This is a genomic window from Streptomyces sp. Root431, from assembly GCF_001426585.1.
Taxonomy (GTDB): Bacteria; Actinomycetota; Actinomycetes; order Streptomycetales; family Streptomycetaceae; genus Streptomyces; species Streptomyces stackebrandtii.
Genome location: NZ_LMEI01000012.1, coordinates 389,107 through 412,517, shown reverse-complemented (window position 1 = coordinate 412,517; position 23,411 = coordinate 389,107). Strand labels below are relative to the sequence as shown.

At 71.3% G+C, this 23,411-nt stretch carries 21 protein-coding genes and 1 pseudogene; 13 read left to right on the top strand and 9 right to left on the bottom strand.

The window, feature by feature from the left end; translation table 11 throughout:
• The first annotated feature begins 147 nt into the window (after positions 1-147).
• Genes ASC82_RS24060 through ASC82_RS24050 form a run of 3 tightly spaced genes read left to right on the top strand, consistent with a single transcriptional unit; the run spans position 148 to position 3,040 of the window.
• Entirely contained in the window at positions 148-1,743 is a 1,596-nt protein-coding gene (locus tag ASC82_RS24060; protein WP_056651734.1) for a 4-coumarate--CoA ligase family protein, read from the top strand.
• The gene (locus tag ASC82_RS24055) at positions 1,740-2,474 is read left to right on the top strand and encodes an enoyl-CoA hydratase family protein (protein WP_056651732.1); all 735 of its coding nucleotides are present in this window, start codon (positions 1,740-1,742) and stop codon (positions 2,472-2,474) included. Before ASC82_RS24060 ends, ASC82_RS24055 begins: the two co-directional genes overlap by 4 nt.
• Positions 2,462-3,040 carry a TetR/AcrR family transcriptional regulator gene (locus ASC82_RS24050; RefSeq protein WP_056651727.1) on the top strand — a complete coding sequence of 193 codons (579 nt, stop codon included), beginning with the start codon at positions 2,462-2,464 and terminating at the stop codon, positions 3,038-3,040. Before ASC82_RS24055 ends, ASC82_RS24050 begins: the two co-directional genes overlap by 13 nt.
• A 13-nt stretch (positions 3,041-3,053) precedes the next feature.
• Here ASC82_RS24050 and ASC82_RS24045 read toward each other — a convergent pair whose 3' ends face one another.
• A complete protein-coding gene (locus ASC82_RS24045; protein ID WP_079039467.1) occupies positions 3,054-3,977 on the bottom strand; it encodes an SMP-30/gluconolactonase/LRE family protein in 924 nt (307 codons plus the stop codon).
• Positions 3,978-4,114: 137 nt separating this feature from the next.
• On the opposite strand from ASC82_RS24045, the pseudogene ASC82_RS24040 reads away from it, so the two are divergent.
• A pseudogene (locus ASC82_RS24040) lies at positions 4,115-4,540 on the top strand (Lrp/AsnC family transcriptional regulator); the annotation flags it as partial.
• A 153-nt stretch (positions 4,541-4,693) separates the two neighbouring features.
• On the opposite strand, the gene ASC82_RS24035 reads toward ASC82_RS24040, so the two are convergent.
• Complete coding sequence (locus ASC82_RS24035) at positions 4,694-5,737, bottom strand: M4 family metallopeptidase (protein ID WP_056651721.1); 1,044 nt, start codon at positions 5,735-5,737, stop codon at positions 4,694-4,696.
• 424 nt (positions 5,738-6,161) lie between these two features.
• Here ASC82_RS24035 and ASC82_RS24030 point away from each other — a divergent pair, with 424 nt between their 5' ends.
• On the top strand, positions 6,162-7,277 hold the full coding sequence (locus ASC82_RS24030) for a 2-oxoglutarate and iron-dependent oxygenase domain-containing protein (protein ID WP_242427756.1): 1,116 nt from the start codon (positions 6,162-6,164) through the stop codon (positions 7,275-7,277).
• On the opposite strand, the gene ASC82_RS24025 is transcribed toward ASC82_RS24030, so the two are convergent.
• Positions 7,274-8,374 carry a citrate synthase 2 gene (locus tag ASC82_RS24025; protein WP_056651715.1) on the bottom strand — a complete coding sequence of 367 codons (1,101 nt, stop codon included), beginning with the start codon at positions 8,372-8,374 and terminating at the stop codon, positions 7,274-7,276. The two genes, ASC82_RS24030 and ASC82_RS24025, sit on opposite strands and share 4 nt — an antisense overlap.
• Positions 8,375-8,634: 260 nt before the next feature.
• Between ASC82_RS24025 and pdxH the strand changes: the two genes are divergently transcribed.
• A complete protein-coding gene (gene pdxH / locus ASC82_RS24020; RefSeq protein ID WP_056652500.1) occupies positions 8,635-9,261 on the top strand; it encodes a pyridoxamine 5'-phosphate oxidase in 627 nt (208 codons plus the stop codon).
• Positions 9,262-9,498: 237 nt separating this feature from the next.
• Here the strand turns inward: pdxH and ASC82_RS24015 are convergent, their stop codons facing one another.
• Positions 9,499-10,338 (bottom strand): HNH endonuclease, encoded by an 840-nt coding sequence (locus ASC82_RS24015; RefSeq protein ID WP_277914795.1) that lies wholly within the window; start codon positions 10,336-10,338, stop codon positions 9,499-9,501.
• A 240-nt stretch (positions 10,339-10,578) separates the two neighbouring features.
• On the opposite strand from ASC82_RS24015, the gene ASC82_RS24010 reads away from it, so the two are divergent.
• Complete coding sequence (locus tag ASC82_RS24010) at positions 10,579-11,904, top strand: PAS domain-containing protein (RefSeq protein ID WP_079039466.1); 1,326 nt, start codon at positions 10,579-10,581, stop codon at positions 11,902-11,904.
• A gap of 25 nt (positions 11,905-11,929) precedes the next feature.
• On the opposite strand, the gene ASC82_RS24005 is transcribed toward ASC82_RS24010, so the two are convergent.
• On the bottom strand, positions 11,930-12,685 hold the full coding sequence (locus tag ASC82_RS24005; protein WP_056651709.1) for an SIS domain-containing protein: 756 nt from the start codon (positions 12,683-12,685) through the stop codon (positions 11,930-11,932).
• 150 nt (positions 12,686-12,835) lie between these two features.
• On the opposite strand from ASC82_RS24005, the gene ASC82_RS24000 reads away from it, so the two are divergent.
• Entirely contained in the window at positions 12,836-13,525 is a 690-nt protein-coding gene (locus ASC82_RS24000; RefSeq protein WP_024760001.1) for a metal-dependent transcriptional regulator, read from the top strand.
• Positions 13,526-13,623: 98 nt separating this feature from the next.
• Here ASC82_RS24000 and ASC82_RS23995 read toward each other — a convergent pair whose 3' ends face one another.
• On the bottom strand, positions 13,624-14,394 hold the full coding sequence (locus ASC82_RS23995; protein WP_056651706.1) for a hypothetical protein: 771 nt from the start codon (positions 14,392-14,394) through the stop codon (positions 13,624-13,626).
• Between the two features lie 470 nt (positions 14,395-14,864).
• Between ASC82_RS23995 and ASC82_RS23990 the strand changes: the two genes are divergently transcribed.
• The 3 genes from ASC82_RS23990 (at position 14,865) to ASC82_RS23980 (ending at position 18,522) form a co-directional block, all read left to right on the top strand.
• On the top strand, positions 14,865-15,872 hold the full coding sequence (locus tag ASC82_RS23990) for an alpha/beta hydrolase (RefSeq protein WP_056651703.1): 1,008 nt from the start codon (positions 14,865-14,867) through the stop codon (positions 15,870-15,872).
• Between the two features lie 124 nt (positions 15,873-15,996).
• On the top strand, positions 15,997-17,217 hold the full coding sequence (locus ASC82_RS23985; protein ID WP_056651699.1) for an FG-GAP-like repeat-containing protein: 1,221 nt from the start codon (positions 15,997-15,999) through the stop codon (positions 17,215-17,217).
• Positions 17,218-17,301: 84 nt separating this feature from the next.
• Positions 17,302-18,522 carry an FG-GAP-like repeat-containing protein gene (locus ASC82_RS23980; protein WP_056651696.1) on the top strand — a complete coding sequence of 407 codons (1,221 nt, stop codon included), beginning with the start codon at positions 17,302-17,304 and terminating at the stop codon, positions 18,520-18,522.
• A 212-nt stretch (positions 18,523-18,734) separates the two neighbouring features.
• Here ASC82_RS23980 and ASC82_RS23975 read toward each other — a convergent pair whose 3' ends face one another.
• Positions 18,735-19,706 (bottom strand): quinone oxidoreductase, encoded by a 972-nt coding sequence (locus ASC82_RS23975; RefSeq protein ID WP_056651693.1) that lies wholly within the window; start codon positions 19,704-19,706, stop codon positions 18,735-18,737.
• Between the two features lie 305 nt (positions 19,707-20,011).
• On the opposite strand from ASC82_RS23975, the gene ASC82_RS23970 reads away from it, so the two are divergent.
• The gene (locus tag ASC82_RS23970; RefSeq protein ID WP_242427755.1) at positions 20,012-21,082 is read left to right on the top strand and encodes a hypothetical protein; all 1,071 of its coding nucleotides are present in this window, start codon (positions 20,012-20,014) and stop codon (positions 21,080-21,082) included.
• Here the strand turns inward: ASC82_RS23970 and ASC82_RS30450 are convergent.
• The gene (locus ASC82_RS30450; protein WP_157863500.1) at positions 21,075-21,284 is read right to left on the bottom strand and encodes a GNAT family protein; all 210 of its coding nucleotides are present in this window, start codon (positions 21,282-21,284) and stop codon (positions 21,075-21,077) included. The two genes, ASC82_RS23970 and ASC82_RS30450, sit on opposite strands and share 8 nt — an antisense overlap.
• Before the next feature lie 49 nt (positions 21,285-21,333).
• On the opposite strand from ASC82_RS30450, the gene ASC82_RS23965 reads away from it, so the two are divergent.
• Positions 21,334-21,939: a hypothetical protein gene (locus tag ASC82_RS23965; protein ID WP_242427754.1), complete on the top strand. Its 606-nt coding sequence runs from the start codon at positions 21,334-21,336 to the stop codon at positions 21,937-21,939.
• A 19-nt stretch (positions 21,940-21,958) separates the two neighbouring features.
• On the opposite strand, the gene ASC82_RS23960 is transcribed toward ASC82_RS23965, so the two are convergent.
• A complete protein-coding gene (locus tag ASC82_RS23960; protein WP_157863499.1) occupies positions 21,959-23,332 on the bottom strand; it encodes a PQQ-binding-like beta-propeller repeat protein in 1,374 nt (457 codons plus the stop codon).
• Positions 23,333-23,411: the final 79 nt, after the last annotated feature.

The following is a 23,411-nucleotide window of genomic DNA, read 5'->3' as shown; positions in this document are numbered from 1 at the left end:
CGCCCCCTGGAAGGGCGGGCCGTTGTTCGCTCCAAGAATCATGCAGGCATGCTTGATTGTTTTTCGGAGGGCTGACAGGGTCTCCCCAAGTCCCGCCCGAGACAGCGATCCTGGCGACCACCGCTCACCTCTCCAGGGGGTCAACGCATGGTGTTCCACAGCGAGTACGAGGCCGTTTCCACGCTCTCCTTGCCCATCCACGACGCCGTCCTCGGCCGCGCCGCCGAATTCGGCGACGCCCCGGCCCTGATCGACGGGGCCGGCGAGCTGACCCTCACGTACGCCCAGGTCGACGCCTTCCACCGGCTCGTCGCCGCGGGCCTCGCCGAGGCCGGGGTCCGCAAGGGCGACGTCCTCGCCCTGCACAGCCCCAACACGGTCCTCTTCCCGATCGCGTTCTACGCCGCCACCCGCGCCGGCGCGTCCGTCACGACCGTCCACCCGCTGGCCACGCCCGAGGAGTTCGCGAAGCAGCTCCGCGACGCGTCCGCGCGCTGGATCGTGACCGTGTCACCGCTGCTCCCGGCGGCCCGGGCCGCGGCCGAACTCGCGGGCGGCATCGAGGAGATATTCGTCTGCGACCAGGCGCCGAAGGGACCGGACGGATCGGATGGCGACGGTGTCCGCTCGCTCCAGTCCTTCCTGGCCGCCACCGGCCCCGTCCCGGACCACCCGATCGACCCCGACGAGGACATCGCCGCCCTCCCGTACTCCTCCGGCACCACCGGCGTCCCCAAGGGCGTCATGCTCACCCACACGTCGATCGCCACCAACCTGGCCCAGCTGTCCCCGCTGGTCCCGATGGGCCCCGGCGACCGCATCCTCGCCGTCCTCCCCTTCTTTCACATCTACGGCCTGACGGCCCTGATGAACGCCCCGCTCCGGCAGGGCGCCACCGTCGTCGTCCTGCCCCGCTTCGACCTCGACACCTTCCTCGGCGCGATCCAGAAACACCGCATCAACGGCCTGTACGTGGCGCCGCCGATCATCCTCGCCCTCGCCAAGCACCCGGCCGTCGCCGACTACGACCTGTCGTCCCTGAAGTACATCGTCAGCTCCGCCGCCCCGCTCGACGCGGCCCTCGCCGAGGCCTGTTCGGCCCGGCTCGGCCTGCCGCCCGTTCGGCAGGCGTACGGCATGACGGAGCTCTCCCCGGGCACCCACGTCACCCCGCTCGACGTCGAGAACCCGCCGCCCGGCACCGTCGGCAAGCTGCTGCCCTCCACCGAGCTGCGGATCCTCTCCCTCGACGACCCGTCGAAGGAAGCCGCACCGGGCGAGGCGGGCGAGGTCGCCATCCGGGGGCCGCAGGTCATGAAGGGGTACCTGGGCCGCCCCGACGCCACCGCCGCGATGATCGACGGCGACGGCTGGGTGCACACCGGCGACATCGGGCGCGTCGACGAGGACGGCTGGCTGTTCGTCGTCGACCGGGTCAAGGAGCTCATCAAGTACAAGGGCTTCCAGGTCGCCCCGGCCGAACTCGAAGCGCTGCTCCTCACGCACGCCGGCATCGCGGACGCCGCCGTCATCGGCGTCACCGACGCCGAGGGCACGGAGATCCCCAAGGCCTTCGTCGTACGCCAGCCCGCCGCGCCCGGCCTCACGGCCGAGGACGTCGTCGCGTACGTGGCCGAACGCGTCGCCCCGTACAAGAAGGTCCGGAGCGTGGAGTTCGTCGAGAGCATCCCGCGGGCAGTCTCCGGCAAGATCCTCCGCAGAGAACTGAGGGACCGCGCATGACCCCACCCAGGCCCCTGGTCGCCGTCACCGAGGAGCGGGGGATCACCACCCTCGCCCTCGACTCCCCGGCCACCCGCAACGCCCTCTCCACGCACCTCGTCACCGAGCTCGCCGACGCGCTCACCGCCTGCGGCAAGGACCCGGCGGTCCGGGCGGTGGTCCTCACCCACACCGGCTCCACCTTCAGCGCGGGCGCCGACCTGAAGGCCCCGCCCAGCCCGTACGCCTTCGTGGACCTGCTCCGGCAGCTCGTCGAGCTCCCGAAACCGGTCGTCGGCCTGGTCACCGGCCACGCCCGGGCCGGCGGCCTCGGCCTGCTCGGGGCCTGCGACATCGTGGTGGCCGGGGAGACGTCGGACTTCGCGCTCACAGAGGTGCGGATCGGGGTCGCGCCCGCGGTCATCTCCCTCACCCTGCTCCCGAGGCTCGACCCGCGCGCGGCCGCCCGCTACTACCTGACGGGGGAGAAGTTCGGCGTTCCCGAGGCGATCGCCATGGGCCTGGTCACGGCTCCCGCCACCGAACTCCCCGGCATCCTCGACGCCCTCCGTGCGGGCTCCCCGCAAGGCCTGCGCGAGGCGAAACGGCTGGTCACCGCTAGAGTCCTGGAAACCTTCGAACGCGACGCGGAGGACCTGGTGCAGAGGTCGGCCACGCTCTTCGCCTCGGCCGAGGCGCGCGAAGGGATGACGGCCTTCCTCGAACGACGGGACCCGGAATGGCGGCTGTGACCGCACCCAAGCAGGACAGGAGCCGCGCCACCCGGCAGCGGCTCCTGGAGGCGGCCGTGGCCTGCCTGGCCGAGCACGGCTGGGCGGGCTCCACGGTCGCCGTCGTCGCCGAGCGGGCCGGCGTCTCCCGGGGCGCGGCCCAGCACCACTTCCCGACCCGCGAGGACCTCTTCACGGCGGCCGTCGAGTACGTCGCCGAGGAACGCTCGCAGGCCCTGCGGGCCCTCCCGCGCCGCGACCGCCACGAGGCCGTCGCGGCCCTCGTCGACCTCTACACCGGTCCGCTGTTCCGGGCCGCGCTCCACCTCTGGGTCGCGGCCTCCGACGAGGCCCAGCTCCGGGACCGCGTCACCGAACTGGAGGCCCGCGTCGGCCGCGAGTCCCACCGGATCGCGGTCGAACTCCTCGGCGCCGACGAGTCCCGCCCCGGCGTCCGCGAGACGGTCCAGGGCCTCCTGGACATGGCCCGCGGCCTGGGCCTCGCCACCCTCCTGACGGACGACCGCGCCCGCCGGGAACGGGTGGTGGCCCAGTGGGCGCGGCTGGTGAACGAGGAGCTGGCCTGACAGCCGGCCGGCCTCAGTGGGTGTCGAGCCAGGGACGGCGTCCCGGCCCGGTCGGGTGGGTGCCCGTGGCGCCCATGACCACCGAGTAGAGGCTGGTCTCGGCGGCGATGAAGAGCCGGTTCCGCTTGGCGCCGCCCCAGGCGATGTTGGCGACCGCCTCGGGGACGTTGAGCCGCCCGATCAGGGTGCCGTCGGGGTCGTAGCAGTGCACGCCGTCGTTCATCGCGGCGGCCCAGAGCCGGCCGTCGGCGTCGAAGCGGAGGTTGTCGAAGCGGGCGTTCTCGCGGGCCGCTGCGTCGGCGAAGACCTTGCCCTCGGACAGCGTCCCGTCGTCGCGCACGTCGAACACGCGGATGAAGCCGGCCCGGGTGTCGGAGACGTACAACTGCCGCTCGTCGTGGGAGAAGACCAGCCCGTTCGGCGCGGCGAAGCAGTCGGCGACCAGCCGCACTTCGCCGGTGGCCGGATCGACGCGGTAGACGTTGTTGGAGCCGATCTCGCTCTCCGCGCGGTAGCCCTCGTAGTCGCTGGTGATGCCGAAGTCCGGGTCGGAGAACCAGATCGAGCCGTCGGACTTCACCGCGGCGTCGTTCGGGCTGTTGAGGCGCTTCCCCTGCCACCGGTCCGCCACCACGGTGACGGTGCCGTCGTGTTCGGTGCGGGTCACGCGGCGGTTGCCCTGCTCGCAGGTGATCAGCCGGCCCTCACGGTCGAGGGTGTTGCCGTTGGTGTGTCCGGCGGAGCGGCGGAAGACGGAGACGGCGCCCGTCTCCTCGTCCCAGCGGAGCATCCTGTCGTTGGGGATGTCGCTCCAGATCACCTGCCGCCACGCGGGTACGTAGAGGGGTCCCTCGGCCCAGCGGCACCCGGTGTAGAGGATCTCCAGCGCGTCGTCGCCGTTCATGCACCGCCCGGTACGGAACCGGTCGTCGAGCATCTCGTACAGCCCAGGGAGCTCGCCGGTCACGGAGCCCACCCCTTCCCATCGCCATCGTGCACTGAATGTCATCTGGCCTATGGCGAAGATTGCAGGATGAGCTACGGTCTTCGCAAGAAGATCGTGAATGGAGAGTTGTGGATCACGTTGATCGCGCCCTGCTGGCGCAGCTCCAGCAGGACGCCACCCAGTCCTACGCCGCCCTGGGCCAGGCCGTCGGCCTCTCCGCGGGCGCCGCTCACGAGCGCGTGCGCAAGCTGCGGGAGCGCGGCGTCATCCGGCGCACCGCCGTCGACGTGGACCCGGCGGCCGTGGGCGGCGGCGTCCTCGCCTACGTGATGGTCGACTCGACGTCCTGGATGGGCGATTCGGCGCAGGACTTCGCCGCGCTCCCCGAGATCCTGGAGGCGCACGTCATCGCCGGCAGCGCCTCGGTGCTCGTGAAGGTGAGGACGGCGACCACCGAGCAGCTCCAGGACGTGCTGCGCCGGATCTACGCCATCGACGGGGTCAGCGGGACGCAGGCCACGGTGGTCCTGGAGACCTTCTTCGAGCGCCCGGTCGACCCGCGGCTCACCGACCGGGAAGAGGCACTCGGAACACAGGAGGGGCCTGGGACGCACGAGGCGCCCCAGGCCCTGACCGACAAGAAGCGCCCCTGAAAGCGCTGCACCTTCAAACCCCCGGGATCTCCCGTGGACGTCCGGGATCCCCCGTCAGACCCCGGGGATCTCCCGCGCCCGGAAGGCGTCCCGTACCGCGGCCGCCGCGGCCTTGCCGTACATCCGCTCGGCCGTCGCGACCGTCGTCAGGGCCGCGTCCCGGAAGCTCGTGTCGGGCGCGAAGCCGAACTGCGCGTTGACGATGATCCGGTCGGCGGTCCGGGCACCGAGCGACGTACGGATGTCGAGGAGCGCCCGGGACCAGATCTCGCCGTCGGCGTGGACCTCGCCCTCCCGGTCCGCGTACGTCTTCGTGCCGTCGATCCGGCGGAGGCAGTGCGGCGCCTCGCTGTAGCCGGTGGAGTCCCAGTCGCCGACGCAGGCTGCGTCGGCCTTGAGCGGCCAGCCGTACTTCGCGGCCGCGTGCGTGCCGACGGCGACGGCGAGGTAGTCGCCGAAGGCCTCGCCGATCGCCCCGGACTCCGGGGTCGTGCCGAAGCCGGGGACCTGGGCGTGGTGCACGGCGTGGCCGTACTCGTGGATGATCACGTCCGCGTCCTCGGCGTCGTCGACGCCGCCCTTGCCGAAGCGGATCTCGGCCTTCTTGTCAGTGAAGAAGGAGTTGTCGGCGCCCCACTGGTTGAGCCGGACCGGCTGGACGCGGTCGTTCGCGCCGGGCAGCTCGGTGCCGAAGCCGAGGCCCTGGAGGTACTCCTGCGCCTCGTTGACCCAGAAGTACGCCATGACCTGCTCGAACCGGTCGTCGGAGCGGTCGAAGGTGCCGGCGTCGGCGACGGCGGCGGGCTTGCCGGTCTCGGAGCGGACGGCGGCCCACTTCCCGGACAGGCCGCCGCTCGCGTCGAGGTTCCGCAGCGTGACGGTGGCGTAGGCGGACGCGGGGACGTCGCTCGCCGCGTCCTTGTGGTCGGCGAGGGTCTGGTCGCCGGAGGACTGCACCGGGTTCACCATGAAGACGCGGGCCTGCGGCAGCGGCAGCGAGGCCGCGACGGCCCCCGAGGACGGGAGCAGGGCGGCGGCGGCCGTGCCGGCGACGGCGACGGCGGCGACCAGGCCACGAGAGGTGCGGCGGCGGGTCATGGACATCCTCCTGCGATGGGATGCTGCGACGGGACGTTTGGCATGCGCGTGACACGCGTGGCGGCGATCTTCGCGCACGCCCGCCGTTTTGACCAGAGCCCGAGAAGCACCGGGGGAGAGACCGGCGACGTGACGCAGGCCGGACCGGCGACGTGACGCATACCGGACCGGCGACGTGACCCGGACCACACCCCTCCGGGCCCCGCCGCAGTACGCTGTTCGCATGCCTTCGCTCGTACGCCGTCGCCACGTGGACTTCGTCCGCGTCACGAGCATGAGCTGTCGCCGCTCCGCCTGACCCCCAGGGCACCACACACCGCCCCCCGGGTCCCTCGCTCAGAGCCCAAAGCCGACCGGCACCCGTGGCCCCCGCCCCACCCCTGGCGGCCGTCCCGGGCACCCCGTAGACCCCGCGGACGCACCCATGACTCGCAGTTCGACCTCCCTTCAGCAGCAGACCCGCAGCGCGCGCTCCCACGAGCCGGTGCCCGGCTCCCGGATCCACCCCTCGTACGCCGCGCAGCTCCCGATCGTCGACCTCTCCGCCGCCGACCGGGGCCCCCAGGCCCGCCGCCTGCTGCACGCCCAGCTCCACTCCGCCGCGCACGACGTCGGCTTCTTCCAGCTCGTCGGGCACGGCGTGACCGAGGCCGAGACGCGCGCCCTCACCACCGCCATGCGCGCCTTCTTCGCGCTGCCCGAGGCCGACCGGCTGGCCCTCGACAACATCAACTCACCGCACTTCCGCGGCTACACCCGCATCGGCGACGAGCGGACCGCAGGCGCCCGCGACTGGCGCGACCAGCTCGACATCGGCGCCGAGCGCCCCGCGCACGCCCCCGCGCCCTGGGAACCCCCCTACTGGTGGCTCGAAGGCCCCAACCAGTGGCCGGCCGCGCTCCCCGAACTGCGGACCGCCGCCCTGCACTGGATCGACCGCCTCAGCGGCGTCGCCGAGCGGCTCCTGCACGAGCTGCTGACCTCCATCGGCGCGCCTGCGGACTTCTACGACGACATCTTCGGCCCGCGCGCCCACCCGCACCTCAAGCTGGTGCGCTACCCGGGCAGCAGCGGCGAGGGCGACGACCAGGGCGTCGGCGCCCACAAGGACTACGGCTTCCTGACGCTGCTGCTCCAGGACCAGGTCGGCGGACTCCAGGTCCAGCGCGAGGACGGGGAGTTCCACGACGTGCCGCCGCTGCCGGGCGCCTTCGTGGTCAACCTGGGCGAGCTGCTCGAAGTGGCCACCAACGGCTATCTGATCGCGACGAACCACCGGGTCGTCTCCCCGCCCGGGGCGACGGAGCGCTACTCCGTCCCGTTCTTCTACAACCCGCGGCTCGACGCCCGGATCGCGCCGCTGACCTTCCCGTACGCCTCCGCGGCCCCGGGCGTCACGGCGGACCCGGCGAACCCGCTGTTCGCCGAGTACGGCCGCAACGAACTGAAGGGCAAGCTCCGGGCCCACCCGCTGGTGGCGGCCCGCCACCACGCGGACCTGCTGCTGCACCCGGAGACTCAGCCGGCTCTGGCGTCCTAGCCGACGATGTCGGCGTAACCCTCGATCTCGCGCGGGTCCCGCTGGCCGGGACCCGTGTAGCGGGCGGACGGGCGCACGAGCCGCCCGGTGCGCTTCTGCTCCAGGATGTGCGCCGACCAGCCGGCCGTACGGGCGCAGCTGAACATCGACGTGAACATGTGCGCCGGGACCTCGGCGAAGTCGAGGACGATGGCCGCCCAGAACTCGACGTTCGTCGCCAGGATCCGGTCGGGGCGGCGGTTGTGCAGCTCCTCCAGGGCGGCCTTCTCCAGCGCGGCGGCCACCTCGTAGCGCGGGGCGTCCAGCTCCTTGGCGGTGCGGCGCAGGACGCGGGCGCGCGGGTCCTCGGCGCGGTAGACGCGGTGGCCGAAGCCCATGAGCCGCTCGCCCTTGTCGAGGGCCTGCTTGACCCAGGCGGTGGCGTCGCCGGTGCGCTCGATCTCCTCGATCATGCCGAGGACGCGGGAGGGCGCGCCGCCGTGCAGCGGGCCGGACATGGCGCCGACGGCGCCGGAGAGCGCGGCGGCCACGTCGGCACCGGTGGAGGCGATGACACGGGCGGTGAACGTCGACGCGTTCATGCCGTGCTCGGCGGCGGAGGTCCAGTAGGCGTCGACGGCCTTGACGTGCTTCGGGTCGGGCTCGCCGCGCCAGCGGACCATGAACCGCTCGACGACCGTCTCCGCCTTGTCGATCTCGCTCTGCGGGACCATCGGCATGCCCTGGCCGCGCGCGGACTGGGCGACGTACGAGAGGGCCATGACGGCGGCGCGGGCGAGGTCGTCGCGGGCCTGCTCGACGGAGATGTCGAGGAGCGGCTTGAGGCCCCACACGGGAGCGAGCATCGCGAGCGCGGACTGCACGTCGACCCGGATGTCACCGGAGTGCACGGGGATCGGGAACGGCTCGGCCGCCGGCAGACCCGGGTTGAAGGCGCCGTCGACGAGCAGGCCCCAGACGTTGCCGAACGAGACGTGGCCGACGAGGTCCTCGATGTCGACGCCTCGGTAGCGGAGGGCGCCGCCCTCCTTGTCGGGTTCGGCGATCTCCGTCTCGAACGCGACGACTCCCTCGAGCCCGGGTACGAAGTCGGACATCAGGCGGCTCCTCTATCGATGATCGATCAACCGTGCGGTGGTCGATGGTGGGGAATCAACAGTCATCCAGCGGAAGAGTCTGTACGGTTCCGATGATGCGGGGAAGCGTGACATCCGGCACACTGCGCCGATCCGGCGAGAGAGGATTAGGGCCGGGCGGTGCCGGGCAGACTCAGGTGCTGCGGCAGGATGGCCCCGTGACCGATCCCGTGAACGACGCCACGACCGATCCCGTGACCGACGCCCTGGATCCCGCCGACATGCGCGAGGTGTACCGCACCACGGAGCTGACCGTCTCGGACCTCGCCCCCGAGCCGATCGCGCAGTTCTCCCGCTGGTTCAAGGAGACCGCGGAGAACCCGGCGATCCACGAGCCGAACGCGATGGTCGTCTCCACAGCGACCCCCGACGGCCGCCCGTCCTCCCGGACCGTCCTGCTGAAGCACTACGACGCCGCCGGCTTCGTCTTCTTCACCAACTACGGCTCCCGCAAGGGCCAGGAGCTGGCGGCCAACCCCCAGATCTCCCTGCTCTTCCCCTGGCACCCGCTCGCCCGCCAGGTCATCGTCACCGGCCGCGCACTCCGCACGGGCCGCGACGAGACGGTCGCCTACTTCCGCACCCGCCCCCACGGCTCCCAGCTCGGCGCCTGGGCGAGCCACCAGTCCACGGTGATCGCCTCCCGCGAGGAACTCCTCACCCGCTACGAGGAACTGGAGACCCGCTACCCCGAGAGCGAGCAGGTCCCGGTCCCCCCGGAATGGGGCGGCATCCGCGTCGTCCCCGACACGATCGAGTTCTGGCAGGGCCACGAGAACCGCCTCCACGACCGCCTGCGCTACGTCCGCGAGGACGAGACCTGGCGCGTGGAGCGACTCGCTCCCTGACCACGGGACGGCCCCCGGAAAACGCAGACGACCGTGAGTCTGGTCCCGTCCGCCTAGGTTCGGACGGGAGCCGGCCGGACTTACCGGCGACTCACGGTCGGGTGACTGCGTTGTTCTTCGGCAGTTCGGCCTGCCGAGGTGCACAGAGTGCGACGTGCAGGCCTTAGCCCGCAGCCACCTCGCTGGTCCGGTAAGAAATCACTTCCGGATCACCTCCTTTCGGGCGTGGCTCACACGTTACGAACTCCGCTCAGGGGGCTCAACCGATTTATTCGACGAGTTCGGCTCGGCCTCGATGCGCCAGGCGTAGGCGAACCCGTCGGCCCGCTGGAGCAGGCGCAGGTTCTCGTGGGACGCGTTGAACCGGCCGAGGGGCGTGGCGACGCTGTGCCGGCCTGTACTGCGCACCGAGACCCGACCGGTCCGGACTCCTGTCCAACGGCCCTTCAACACCGTGGCCCGTACGAGATCGCCGCTCGCGAAGCCCTGGTGCCGCTTCCGGCGCGGGCGCAGCAGACGGGGAAAGCCGTAGCGGTCCGGGGTGGTGCGGGCGTAGGAACCGCGACCCGTGGACGCGAAGACGTACACGGAGGCGACGACGCGGACGATGGTGTCTCCGGCGCCGGAACCCAGCGGGCCCACACAGAGCGCGTCGAGCGTGTGGGACTTCGCCAGCCCCACGGCAGTGCGATTCGCCGAGGTCAGGGACGCCGGCCAGCAGCGCACCGGCAGGCCGGTCCCTTCGAGCAGCTGGAGGAGCCGCGCCTTCGTCGCGTTCATGGCGGCCGAGTCGCCGAGGGGCGACCGCAGTCGGCTCAGAACGGTGGCCAGGCGCTCGGGCCGATGGGCCAGGAACTCCTCGACGGGACGGGCCGCCTTGGCCTCGTTGCAGGGCACGCACGCGAGGAGGAGGTTGGCGGGGCGGTCGGTGCCACCGCGGGCGCGGGCCCGGATGTGGTCGACGTTGAGCGGGACGCCGGACGCTCCGCAGTAGGCGCACCTCTCGCCCGTTCGGACGCGTGTGGGTGCCTGCCCGCCGAGTGCTTCCGACTCCTCCGCCGCGCTGAGGGTGGGGATGTCGAAGGAGTTCTCTTCGACGTGGATCTCGACGACGGGGGCGTACCGGCGAAGACGGGCGACGACCGAGCAGACCGGTCCTGACCCCGAGAAGGAGGAGTGTGATCTGGGTCACGCACCCCTGTGGCTCGGCTGCCATGTCCGGTTCCTCGTCCGTTTCCCGAGCGCAGTGATTTCGAGGAAGGTGATGTGCTCTGCGTCACGTTCCAGTTGAATGGGCGCAGCATGGGGGGTACCGGGATGAGTGCTTTCACGGGGGCCGCGAGTGATACCGCCTCCGTTCCGGGGGCCGGGGCCGATCTGTTGGCCGCGTTGCTCGACGGGATGGACGCGGCGCTGTGCGCGCTGGACGCCGACGGGACGATCACGCACTGGAATCGTGAGGCCGAGCGGATCCTCGGGTGGTCCGCGGAGGAGGCCGTCGGGCGGCGTGGGTTCGGGGGGTGGGCGGCGCGGAGTGCGGACGCCGAGGAGACCCTCGGGCGGCTGATGGGGGCCATGAAGGGGCCCGGCCGGCAGGTGCACGAGTTGGCGTTGCTGCGCAAGGACGGCGGGCGGGTGCTCGTGCGGAGTCAGGCTGCCGGGGTGCGCGGTGCCGACGGTGCGCCGGCGGGGGTCTACTGCGCCTTCAGCGAGGTCCACGTACAGCTCGATCTGGAGCGTTCGGTCGCCCTGAGCGAGGCCCTCTTCGAGGACGCCTCCTGGGGTGTCGTCCTCGTCGACGCCGACCTGCGTCCGGCCGTCGTCAACGGTCACGCCGCCCGCGCCTTCGGTACGGGTCGTACGGCCCTGCTCGGGCGTCCCCTCGGCGATGTCGTCGTGCACGGCGCCGAGGAGCTGGAGGGCGCGCTGCTGCACGTCCTGGCGGAGGGCACGCCGCCCGCGCCCGCCGAGGTGTGGGTGACGTTGCGGAGCTCGTCGGGGGAGCGGCGCCGGTGCTGGCGCAGCGGTTTCCTGCGGTTGTCCTCGCCGATGGCGGAGGAGCCGGTGCCGCTGGGTGTGGCGTGGTTGTTCCAGGACGTGACGGAGGAGCGGCTCGCGGTGCGCGAGGCGGACCGGCTGCGGTTCCGGTGGAGCCAGTTGCACCGGGCGGGCGTGGCGGCCTCCGAGTGCGAGGACCCGGAGGAGGCGGTGACGGTCCTGCTGGACTTCGCCCTGGCGGGTTTCGCGGATCACGCGCTGGTCGACCTGGTCGTGGGGGAGCGCCGTCTGACCCGCGCCCTGGCCACCCCGCCCGGGGCGCCCGGTCCGTCGTCGCCGGTCGTGGGCGGCGGCATCCCGCTGCGGTACGGGCCGCGGCATCCGGCGTTCCAGGCCTGGGACCGCGCGGGCGCGGTGCGGGCCAGCGCGGGCCGTACGGCCGAGGTGTGGGCGGAGGCCCATCAGTGGCCGGGGGACGCGGCGCACGCGCTGTGCGTGGTCCTGCGGACCCGGGGCCGGACGCTGGGCGTCCTGACGTTCCTGCGGGCCGCGTGCCGCCCGGGGTTCGAGCGGGAGGACGTGGTGTACGCGGAGACGGTGGCGTCCCGGGTCGCGGCGGAGCTCGGTGTTCCGGCGGGGGAGTGACGGCTCCCCCGTCCGCGTTCTCCGCTTAGTGCCGGAAGAAGATCCGGTCCCCGTACTCCGTCATCACACGTCCGTTCCACTCGTGCCCGCCGTCCACGTTCCCCGAGCGCAGCAGCGGCGGCTCGATGCCCCGGCGTACGAGCTCCTCGGCCGCGGCGGCCATCGTGGCCTGCATGAGCGCGCTGGTCACGACGGTCGACGCGGGCGCGAACGGCGCCTCGATGCCCTCGTGGGTGAGCTCCGCGTCCCCGACGGCGATCCTGGAGTCGAGGACGATGTCGCAGTGGTCCTTGAGGTACGTCCCGGAGACGTGCCGCGACTTCGTCTCGGTCGCGTACGCCACTGAGGTGACGCCGATGACGGTGAGGCCGAGCGCGCGGGCGTTCATCGCCATCTCGACGGGCAGGGCGTTGCGTCCGGAGAGGGAGATGATGATCAGGATGTCCCCGGACTTGGCGGGGGAGGAGTCCAGGACCGCCCCGGCGAGGCCGTCGACCCGCTCCAGGGCGGAGCCGAGCGTGGCGGGCATGACGTCGACGCCGACGACGCCGGGGACGGCGAGCAGGTTCATCAGCGCGAGGCCGCCGGCCCGGTAGACGACGTCCTGGGCGGCGAGCGAGGAGTGGCCCGCGCCGAAGGCGAAGAGCCGGTTGCCGTTCGCGACGGCCTCGGCGATCGCGGCTCCGGCGGCGGCGATCTCTTCGGAGTCCCCGTCTCGGACCTGCTGGAGCAGCCCGATCGCGGCGTCGAAGAACTGTCCGGCCAGCTTGCTCTCGCCCATGGCGGCGGCTCCTTCTCGTCGTGGTCGCGGATCACGGTGCGGTCTGGACCATTGCTCTGTCAATACCGCCTCACCCCGGTGCGGCCCGGTTGTCGGCCCGATGCGTCAGAATTGGGGCAGGGCCAGCGCACGACTCATCGAGGGGCACGTATGTCCGGACTGATCGACACAACGGAGATGTATCTCCGCACCATCCTCGAGCTTGAGGAGGAAGGTGTGGTCCCTATGCGTGCCCGGATCGCCGAGCGGCTCGACCAGAGCGGCCCCACGGTGAGCCAGACGGTGGCGCGGATGGAGCGCGACGGTCTGGTGGCCGTGGCGAGCGACCGCCACCTGGAGCTCACGGACGAGGGCCGTCGTCTCGCGACCCGCGTCATGCGCAAGCACCGGCTCGCCGAGTGTCTGCTCGTCGACGTGATCGGCCTGGAGTGGGAGCAGGTCCACGCGGAGGCGTGCCGCTGGGAGCACGTGATGAGCGAGGCCGTGGAGCGGCGGGTCCTGGAGCTGCTGCGTCACCCGACGGAGTCGCCGTACGGGAACCCGATCCCGGGCCTTGAGGAGCTGGGCGAGAAGGCGGAGGCCGAGGCCTTCCTCGACGACTCGATGGTCTCCCTGGCCGACCTGGACGCGAGCGGCGGCAAGACGGTCGTCGTGCGCCGGATCGGCGAGCCGATCCAGACGGACGCCCAGTTGATGTACACGCTGCGGAGGGCGGGCGTGCAGCCCGGTTCCGTGGTGTCGGTGACGGAGTCGCCGGGCGGTGTCCTGGTGGGCAGCAGCGGCGAGGCGGCCGAGCTGGACGCGGACGTCGCGGCGCACGTGTTCGTCGCGAAGCGCTGAGGCTGTACGGAGCGCGAAGTACGGAGTACGGAGTGAGGGGCGTCCGACCGGGCGCCCCTCACGCGTCTCCGCCTCCGGCCGTCAGAGGTGCGCCTGCGTCAGATGTACGGCGCGAGGACTCCCCACAGCCCCAGCCCGAGGATCGCGAGCGAGGCGCCCCCGCCGAGGACGTGCTTCACGACGGTCGAGTAGAGCGGCTCCACGGCGAGGCTGAACGGGGGCCTCTCCGCGTCGTAGACGACGTGGATCTCTTCCGTGGTGCGGTTGGCTCCGTAGCTGGTGGTGTGCTCGTTGCCGCTGGTGTCGGTGTACTTGTACCAGCCGGCCCGCTTGCCGTTCGGGTGGTAGTGGCGGGTGGCGGCGACGGTGATGCCGCGCCGGCGGAGGACCAGTCTGCCGTCGAAGCTGAAGTAGACGGAGAAGCTGAGGAGTCCGCCGAGGAGTACCCCGGGCGCCGCGAAGAAGGCGGCGAAGCCCATCGCTTCGCCGTGGGTGGCGCCGGTCCACCAGACGTAGCCGACGTAGGCGGCGAGGAGGGCCAGTGCGCCGCACCACACCTGCCACACCTTGATGATGCGCCCGCCCTCCTCGGTCGTGATGAGGGCGCTTCCGGCGGGGTCCCGCTGCTCGGGCAGGGCGGCGGTCAGGGCCGTGAGGAAGGCGGAGGCGGCGTACGCGTTCCCGCCCGTGAGCCGGCGGGGCACGCCGTCGGTCAGGATGATCGTCAGGGCCGTGTCGCCGTCCGGGCGGACCTCCTGGATCGCGGCCAGGGGGATGTGCGTGATCCACCGGCCGTCCGTCGTGGTCAGACGGTCGGGCCGGAGGACGGTCGACTGGTCCCCCTTGCCGAGGACTTGTGGGCTGAGCATGACCCGATTGACCCACGAACGGGTCATCGGGTTGTACGGGTAAAGGTCACGGAAGCGGCTCGGGTTGGACCCGTTCAGGGTCAACACCCGGTGTGCGCCCCGGTTTACGCCGGAATGGCCACGCCCGCCCCCTCGGCGTGCCACGCTGGTACGAGTCGTGGGTGGAGGGGGTGAGGTCATGCGGGCTACGGACGGCAGAGGGCCGCAAACAGCAGAGGGCCCCGGCGCCTTGCGGCGCCGGGGCCTGTCCTCCCCTGTCCTGACCTGGAGCCCCGAGCTCTCAAGGTCAGTCCCGTCGGACCGTTTTTCCCCGAGCGGTCCGCCTCCCGTTCAAGATCTCCCCTCGGCAGCGGGAGTCAATCCTTGAGCCCTGTCACTCGAACGAGGGGTGTTGGGTGGCAGAAGCGCATTTTCGAATGCGAGTTCGATAGTCTGAAGCGGTTCGACGGGAAAGAGGGGGTGCCAGGGTCATGGCGCGACGACTCGACGTCACCGGGGCCGACGGCGTACGCCTGGCCGCCTGGGACTACACGACGCTGACCGGCGAGGACGACACAGGCACGGCAGTCGGCGCGGGCAGCGCGCACGCCGTGGGTGACGCACGCGCCGCAGGCGACCCGAAGGCGGCCCCACGGTCGGTCCCCCGCCCACCCGGCCCCCGGACGGCGACCACCCCCACGCCGCAGGCCCCCGCCCAGGCCCCGGCATCCACCCCCGGCGTCTTACTCCTCCACGGCCTCATGGGCCACGCGGCCCACTGGGCCCCCGCGGCCCGCAGGCTCACCGGCGGCCACCGTGTCATCGCCCTCGACCAGCGCGGCCACGGCCACAGCCAGAAGCCGCCCGCCGGTCCCTTCACCCGCGAGGCGTACGTGGCGGACGCGGCCGCCGCCGTCGAGCAGCTGGGCCTCGGACCGGTCACCCTCGTCGGCCACTCCATGGGTGCCCTCACCGCCTGGCAGCTCGCCGCCGAGCGCCCCGACCTGGTCCGCGCCCTCGTCATCTGCGACATGCGGGCCTCGGCCCTCGGTGCCGCCTCGCAGCGCGCGTGGCAGGACTGGTTCCGGGACTGGCCCGCGCCCTTTCCCTCCCTGGACGCGGTCCGCCGCTGGTTCGGCGAGGAGGACCCGTGGGTCGAGCGCCCGAACCCGGCCCGGGCCGCCTTCTTCGCCGAGGTGATGGCCGAGCACCCGGACGGCTGGCGTCCGGTCTTCGACCCGGCGCAGATGCTGACCTCCCGCGAGACGTGGGTCCACGACGCTCACTGGGAGTCCCTCGCGCAGGTCCGCTGCCCGACGCTCGTCGTCCGCGGCCTCGACGGCGAGCTGGGCCGCGCCGAGGCCCAGGAGATGGTCAGGGTCCTGCCCCACGGGGCGTACGCGGAGATCCCCGACGCGGGCCATCTCCTCCACTACGAGCACCCGGAGGCCTGGAGCGAGGCGGTCGAGCCCTTCCTGAACGGCGTGCTCACCCCCTGAGCGGCGTACTCACCCCCTGAAGACGAGCAAGTGAAACCCCCTTGCCGTGAGCCGCGCACGGCAAGGTACGGTGCCCCGGTGGCGCGTCGAGGCCTCTCCGCGCCACCTCAGGGAGGAAACGAATTTGCGCACATCACTGCTGAAGCGCCTGGCCACCGCGGCCACGGCGCTCGGGCTCACCTCGGCCGCCCTGCTGGGCGCGGGCGCCTCGCCCGCCCAGGCCGCGATCAGCGACTGCCCGTCGGGCTACTTCTGCGCCTGGAAGACCGACAACGGCACCGGCACGATGTACAAGACGAACGCGAACGCGTCGACGCTCGGGACCTGGGACAACACGTTCCGCTCGATCGTCAACCGCACGAACAAGTTCGTCTGCCTGTACGACGACCCGAACCACGGCACCGACGGCGACGTCTACTCGGTGTACCCCGACCCCTCGGGCACCGAGTGGGGCGGCCCCGGCACCAATTCCGTCAGCTCGCTCAAGTTCGTCGCCACCGAGCGCGAGTGCGCCATGGACCCGTACCCGGTCTGGCACGCGGCCGAGGCCCCCAAGGCGGCCGGCTTCGGTGACCTCGACGCCAACCGGACGGCGGACGTCCTCGTCCGCGACAAGGCGGGCCGGCTCTGGTTCCTGCCCGGCAACGGCAGCGGCAAGCTCGTCGGCTCCGGCGGCTGGAACGCCTTCAACGCCCTCGTGCGCCACGGCGACTTCAGCCGTGACGGCAAGGAGGACGTGATCGCCCGCGAGGCGGCCACGGGCAAGCTGTGGCTGTACCCGGGCACGGGTACGGGCACCCTCGGCGCCCGCAAGCTCATCGGCACCGGCGGCTGGAACGTCATGAGCCGCCTCGTCGGCGTCGGCGACCTGAACGGCGACACCCGCTCCGACCTGGTCGCCGTCGAGAAGTCCTCGGGCAAGCTCTGGCTCTACCCGGGCACCACCACCGGCACCCTCGGCGCCCGCGTGCTCCTCGGCAGCGGCGGCTGGAACGGCATGAACGCCTTCGCCGGCACCGGCGACCTGAACGGCGACAGCCGCCCCGACCTGCTCGCCCGCGAGGCGTCCACGGGCAAGCTCTGGATGTACCCGGGCAAGACCGGCGCCTTCGGCGCCCGCACGCTCCTGGGCAGCGGCTGGAACGTCATGGGCTCGCTCCTCGCCGTCGGCGACTACGACGGCGACGGCCACCACGACCTGGCGGCCATCACCAACAGCAGCTACTCGTCCAACGTGTTCCGCGGCGAAGGCGCCCTGATCCTCTACTCGGGTACGGGCACCGGCAAGTTCCAGGCGGGCTTCCCGGAGACCGACAGCTGGTGGAAGCTGAACGGCGCCTTCTGAGCCTTCCGGCCTGGCGAGTGAAGTAGAGCGACACCGCGTGCGAGGGGCGTGTCCCCTCGCACGCGCCCAGGGGAGGGGAAAGTTTTGCGTTCGGTAGTGAAGCGCGGTCTGGCGTCGGTGCTGGGCCTGGCGACGCTGGGGGTTCTCGGCGTGACCATGGCGGCCCCCGCACAGGCGGCCGTCAGCGACTGCCCGTCGGGGTACTTCTGTGCCTGGAAGACGGACAACGCCACGGGCACGATGTTCAAGACGAACGAGTCGGCGGCGACGCTCGGCGAGTGGAACAACGCGTTCCGATCGGTGGTGAACCGCACCTCGCAGGTCGCGTGCCTGTACGACAGCGAGAACTACGTCCGTCAGGACCCCGTCGACCGGGTGGTGTTCCCGGACGGCGCCGACGGCTACCTCGTCTTCGGGGAGCCGAACACCGGCTCGTTGAAGTTCGTCGGTACGACGCGCGAGTGCGCCGGCAACGCCTACCCGGCGTGGCAGTCGGAGACGGCCCCCGAAGCGTCCGGCTTCGGTGACCTGAACGGCGACCGCAAGGCCGACGTCCTCGTACGCGACCAGGCGGGCCGCCTGTGGTTCCTGCCGGGCGACGGCACCGGCCGGATCGTCGGCACCGGCTGGAACGGCGCCGACGCCCTCACCCGGCACGGCGACGTCAGCGGTGACGGCCGCGAGGACGTCATCGCCCGCGAGAAGGCCACGGGCAAGCTGTGGCTGCACCCCGGCACCGGCACGGGCGACTTCGGCGCCCGCGTGCTGATCGGCACGGGCGGCTGGAACGGCATGGACCGGATCACCGCCTTCGGTGACCTGACCGCCGACGGCCGCTCGGACCTCCTCGCCGTCGAGAAGACCACCGGCAAGCTGTGGATGTACCCCAGCACCCCCACGGGCACCCTGGGCGCCCGCGTGCTCCTCGGCACCGGCGGCTGGAACGCCATGAACGCCCTGGTCGGCGCCGGCGACATGAACGGCGACGGTCACCCCGACCTGATCGCCCGCGAGGCGTCCACCGCGAAGCTGTGGCTGTACCCGAGCACTGCGACGGGCACGCTCGGCGCGCGCGTACTGATCGGCTCCGGCGGCTGGAACCGCCTGGGCTCGCTCTTCGCCGTCGGCGACTTCAGCGGCGACGGCCGCGCCGACCTCGCGGCGATCAGCGGCAGCAGCTTCGTCATCGACGGAGTCCCGGGCGAGCAGGGCTGGCTGGTCACCTACGCGGGCCTCGGCACGGGTGCCCTGGCGGCGGGCCAGGCGGTCGACCTCGACTGGGACGACCTGAACGGCGCGTTCTGATGTAGTGACGTACTGACGTGAAGGCCTCCACCTCAGGGTGGAGGCCTTCGCTGTATGTGGGGATCACACGGCGCCGAGGAACGCGGCCCAGGCGGAGGGGGAGACGGAGAGGGAGGGAACGGCGAGGGGCACGACGCCTCCGTGCCGTCAAACGATCGTTTGCCGACAGCGGAAGCCGCGTTCCTTCAGGTCAGTCGATTCCGTCGGTTGCCCTAGGGGATGACGAGGAGCTTGCCGGTGGTACGCCGAGCCTCCAGATCGCGGTGAGCTTGGGCGACCTCGGCGAGCGGGTAGCGGGCCGTCACCGTGGTCTCAAGCGCCTTGGTGCGCACCAACTCAAGCACGTCGGCGGCGCGCCGGAGCAGCTCGGACCGATCGGCGATGAAGTGCCCGAGGCTCGGCCGGATCAGGGTCAGCGAACCGCCCTGGGCGAGCCGGATGGGGTCGAAGGGCGGCACCGCACCACTCGCGGCGCCGAAGAGCACCAGGTGGCCGCGGGTCCGCAGGCTGGCGAGGCTCGCATCGAAGGTGTCCCTGCCGACGCCGTCGAAGACGACAGGCACGCCCTGGCCGCCATTGAGTCGCTTCACCTCGGCCGCGAGATCGTCCACTGCGGAGTAGAGGATCACCTCGGCGGCCCCGGCTTGCCGCGCCAGCTGGGCCTTCTCCGGCGTCGAGGTCGTGCCGATCACTCTGCCGCCGAGGTGGGTGATGAGCTGGGTCAGCACAAGCCCCATGCCGCCGGCAGCAGCGTGCACGAGCACCGTGTCGCCTGGCTGGACCGGGTAGGCGTCCTTGACGAGGTAGTGCGCCGTCATGCCCTGCAGCAGCACGGCGGCGGCGGCCTCGAAGTCGACGCCGTCGGGCAGGGGCACGAGCCGGGAGGAGTCCACGACGGCCCGCTCGGCATAGGTGCCGGGAATCTCCACCCAGCCGACCCGGTCTCCCACAGCGACGTGGGTGACGCCGGGTCCAACCTCGAGGACCGTGCCCGCGCCCTCAGTGCCCGGGGTGAAGGGCAGCGGGAGGGTGTAGCGGCCCTGGCGGTGGTATACGTCGAGGAAGTTGACGCCGGACGCGGCGACCTCCACGACCGCCTGGCCCGGGCCCGGCACCGGTTGATCGATGTCGACCGGTCGCAGTACCTCGGGACCGCCCACTTCGGAAACCTGAATCGCTCGCATGACCCCTCCTGAAACGGCTGACTTCCCTCACCAACTCCGCTCGTGGCGATCCGATTCCCGCTCGCGGTGAGGTGTCGTAGCCGCTCTACCTGCGCTGCTGGGCGTAGAGGGAGATGAAGGTGCTTAGGCGGGTGAAGACGATTTCGGCGCCAGGGGCGTACGTCGGGATTCCGGCGTTGTGCGGGGTGACCTGGCCATTGGACTGGAGGTCGCGGCCGACGCTCGAAGATCCTTTCGTAGAAGCAAAGTTGTTGCATTGGACCGTGAAGTCTGCGCTACGGTAAGCGCGTTATCACGCTCCGTAAATGGAGCGGCCCTCGGGGGTGCGCCAACACCCGACCGAGGACCTTCACTCCGAGTGGAAGACAGGTCCACAAGAAATGCTTCGGCATGCTATCGCGCCTGTGCGCAGCTATACGAAGGTCTCGAACGAGATCCTCCACTCGCGTCGGATGAACAACGACGCGAAGGTCTTGCTCCTCGTCGTCCAGAGCCTCCCCGAGAAGGACCGGTACGACGCGCTCGGCTCGTACGCGGAGGCGCTGGGGCTGACGCCCCGGCAGTACCGGAACGCGAGGAAGGACCTGATCGCGAACGGGTACCTCCACGAGTGGAAGTGGCAGAACGATCGCGGGCGTTGGGTCACGGACCAGCTCACGTCGAACGTCACGCTGACGAGCGATGAGGCGATCGCGCTTCGGGACGGGGGTCCTCCGGCGGAGCCACCGAGTGAGCGGGATCCGATGGTCGGTTCTTTGGGTACGCGGAAAGTCCGAACCTATAAACCGGTAGAAGAAGACTGTGGGAAGACTCTTCCCCACCCGCCCTCCCCAGCGGACCCGGAATGCGAACCGGCCCCGAACCCGGAAGGGGATCCCGAGGCGAACGACGACGACCCGGAACTCCTCCTGGCCGAGCGCCTGTTGCTCTCCCTCCGGCACTCGCACAGGGATCTCCTCCTCGGGGTCCGGGAGGCGCGGGGGCTGGCCGATCAGGCGGCGGAATGGCTCCGTCGCGGAATCCCGGCGGCAGATCTGCGCCGCGCCCTGACGGCGTACCTGCCGAGCAACGGTGTACGGTCGGCCGTCGGCTTCCTGCGACACCGCCTGACGGAAAAGATGCCGCCCCCGGCGGACCCGGCGGACACCGCACCCGAGGCGCTCGCCGGCCCGGCGCCCCTGATCGCCTGCGAGGGTCCGGGAGCCCCGCACGTCTTCCGCCCGGCGGCCGACGAGACGCACTGCGGCCCATGCCGCAGGGAGGCGGCCAGGGAAGCCCACGAACGCCGCCACCCCCGCCCCCGGAGCGCCCCCGACCCTGGCCCGGTCGACTGGCGTGACCACTTCGACAAGTACGCCAGGGGTCTGCTCACCTAGGGCGCGGCGTGGTCACGCGGTCGGCGGTCAGGTTGCGGACGTACCGGTCGCATGGGTTGCCGTCCGCTTCCGGAACCCGCTTGTCGTAGGTGAAGCCCGACCGTCGCGCGACCGCTGCCGACCGGGAGTTCTCCGGATCCACCGAGACCTGCGGTTCGACGTGGCGGGGGACAACGCCATCCGAAAGCTTCACGTCATGCATGCGGTCACCGTCGGCGTCGCGGCATCGCGCGTTCAAGGAGATATGAGAGTTGAACGCGTTCAACAGCTCTGGCAAGGTGTCACCCATCGACTCGGAGGTGGGTGTGGTGGTGCGGGGGAGCGGGTTGCGCGCGCGGGGGTCCGTCCTTGGCGGCCTCGTGTTGGCGCTGGTCGTCCTGACGGGGTGCGCCGGGCCGTATCAGTACTACGAGGGGACAGGGGTCCACGACGCCACGGCGGCCGAGGTCGCCGGGGCGTGGGAGAACATCGAGGGCACCCGGGTCGTACTCCGTAAGGACGGAACGGCCCAGGTCGAGGCGCTCGACGAGCCGGACTTCGCCTTCGAGGACGGGTGGCGGCTCTCCGGCACGGGGACGTGGAAACTCACCGACGAGGAGGGCGGGCAGAGGGTCCGTCTGGAACTGACGAAGCGGACGAAGGTCACGTCCCGCCCACCCTCGACCTCGCCCTCCCCCTCGGCGGTCCCGGTCACACCCACCCCGACCGTCGACTCGCTCTCCGTCGACCTATGGCGCTTCCATGTGGGCCGTGATGAGCGCGACGAGTTGGAGCTGTTCTTCTTCGTCGGCGATCCCGACATCGGGAACATGTACGTGATGTCCCGCGAGGTCGAGTCCTCGCCCAAGGCCCCCTGAACCGGGGGCGGGGCGTCCGTCAGACGGGCTGGGTGGCGAAGACGAAGAGGCCCTCGGAGGTGTGGATGGCGGCGTAGCCGTTCGTCGTGAACTGCGGCATCTCCGCGATGTCGGAGGCCAGCAGCTTCTTGTCGTCGGCGTCGAGCGCGGCTCCGACTCCGTCGAGGTACGCGTAGAGGACGCCGTTGCCCGGGAGTTCGCCCGGCCCGATGGTCACCTCGTCATCCGCCTGGCGCCACAGCTCCTTGCCGGTCTCCGTGTTCCAGGCGACCGCGCCCTTGCCGTACTGCACCACGGCGGTCTTGCCGTCCGGGGAGACGGCGAGGCTGTCGTCGTCGGTGGTGCCGTTGGTGTCGATGGCCGGCCCCTCGGCGAGCCGGCGGCCGCTCTTGACGTCGATCAGCGTGATGACCGCTTCGGAGTCGCCGTACGAGGACCATTCGAGGAGGGCCTTGTCGCCCCGGAACGGCATCAGCCGCGCACTGGTCGCCTTGTCCGAGGTGACCAGCTTGGCGATGGCGGCCGGCGGCGTGAGGTCCTCGCTGGTCCACGCCTTGTTGTCCGTACGGACGTCCTTGGCGATCAGCCAGTCGGCGGAGGGCTGGTAGGAGATGTCCGGCTCCGAGTAGTAGCCGAGACCGGAGCCGACCGTCCCCTTGAGGTCGAAGGCCGAGACATCGCTGGTCACGGTCTCCCCGTCACCGATCGGGGTGAACGTGGTGCCGGCGCCGATGGAGCTGGCGTCCACGATGTAGCCGTTCCGGACGGGGGTGGACATGTGGGTGTCCTCGTCGAAGGAGGAGCTCCCCAGCTTCTCGCCGGACGGCGCGTACATGGTCAGCACGGTCTGGGACGAGGCCTTCTTCAGGCCGCTCGCCGGGGTGTCGACGCGGCTGCGGATCAGCAGGGCCGGCGAACCGTCCCGCCACTCGCCCACCTGCGCGATGGTCACCGCCGAGGCGGACTCGGGCCTGCCGTCACCCGCGGGGTGGACGAAGTCGAGCTTCTTGCGCAGCTTGCCGGTCTCGGCGTCGAGGAGCCGGGCGGTGAAGACGCCCGTGCCATCCGGCCCGTTGGTGTAACTGGTGACGATGAGGGCGTCCCCGACCGTGCAGATGTCGTTCCGCGACGCGTCCTTCACGGACGCCTTGCCCGCGCAGTTCCCCGCCTCGTCCCTCGCCAGGCTCCAGGCCGGCTTCGCGGCCAGGCCGGGCACCGGCTTGCCCTTGAAGACCGGGGTCTTCGGCGCCGCGGACGCGGACGCGGACTCCGTGACCTTGCCCGTCTCCCCGCCACTGGGCTTGGCATCGGGCTCCGTGCCTCCGGAGCATCCGGTCACGAGACCCGCGGACAGCACCAGACCGAGCGCCACCGTCGTTCGTATGCGATTCAAGTTCCTTGCCCGTCTTTCCTCTTGAGTGATCAACGGGCCAGCTTACTTCGATCATGATCCGCCCCTGCCGGGCATGCCG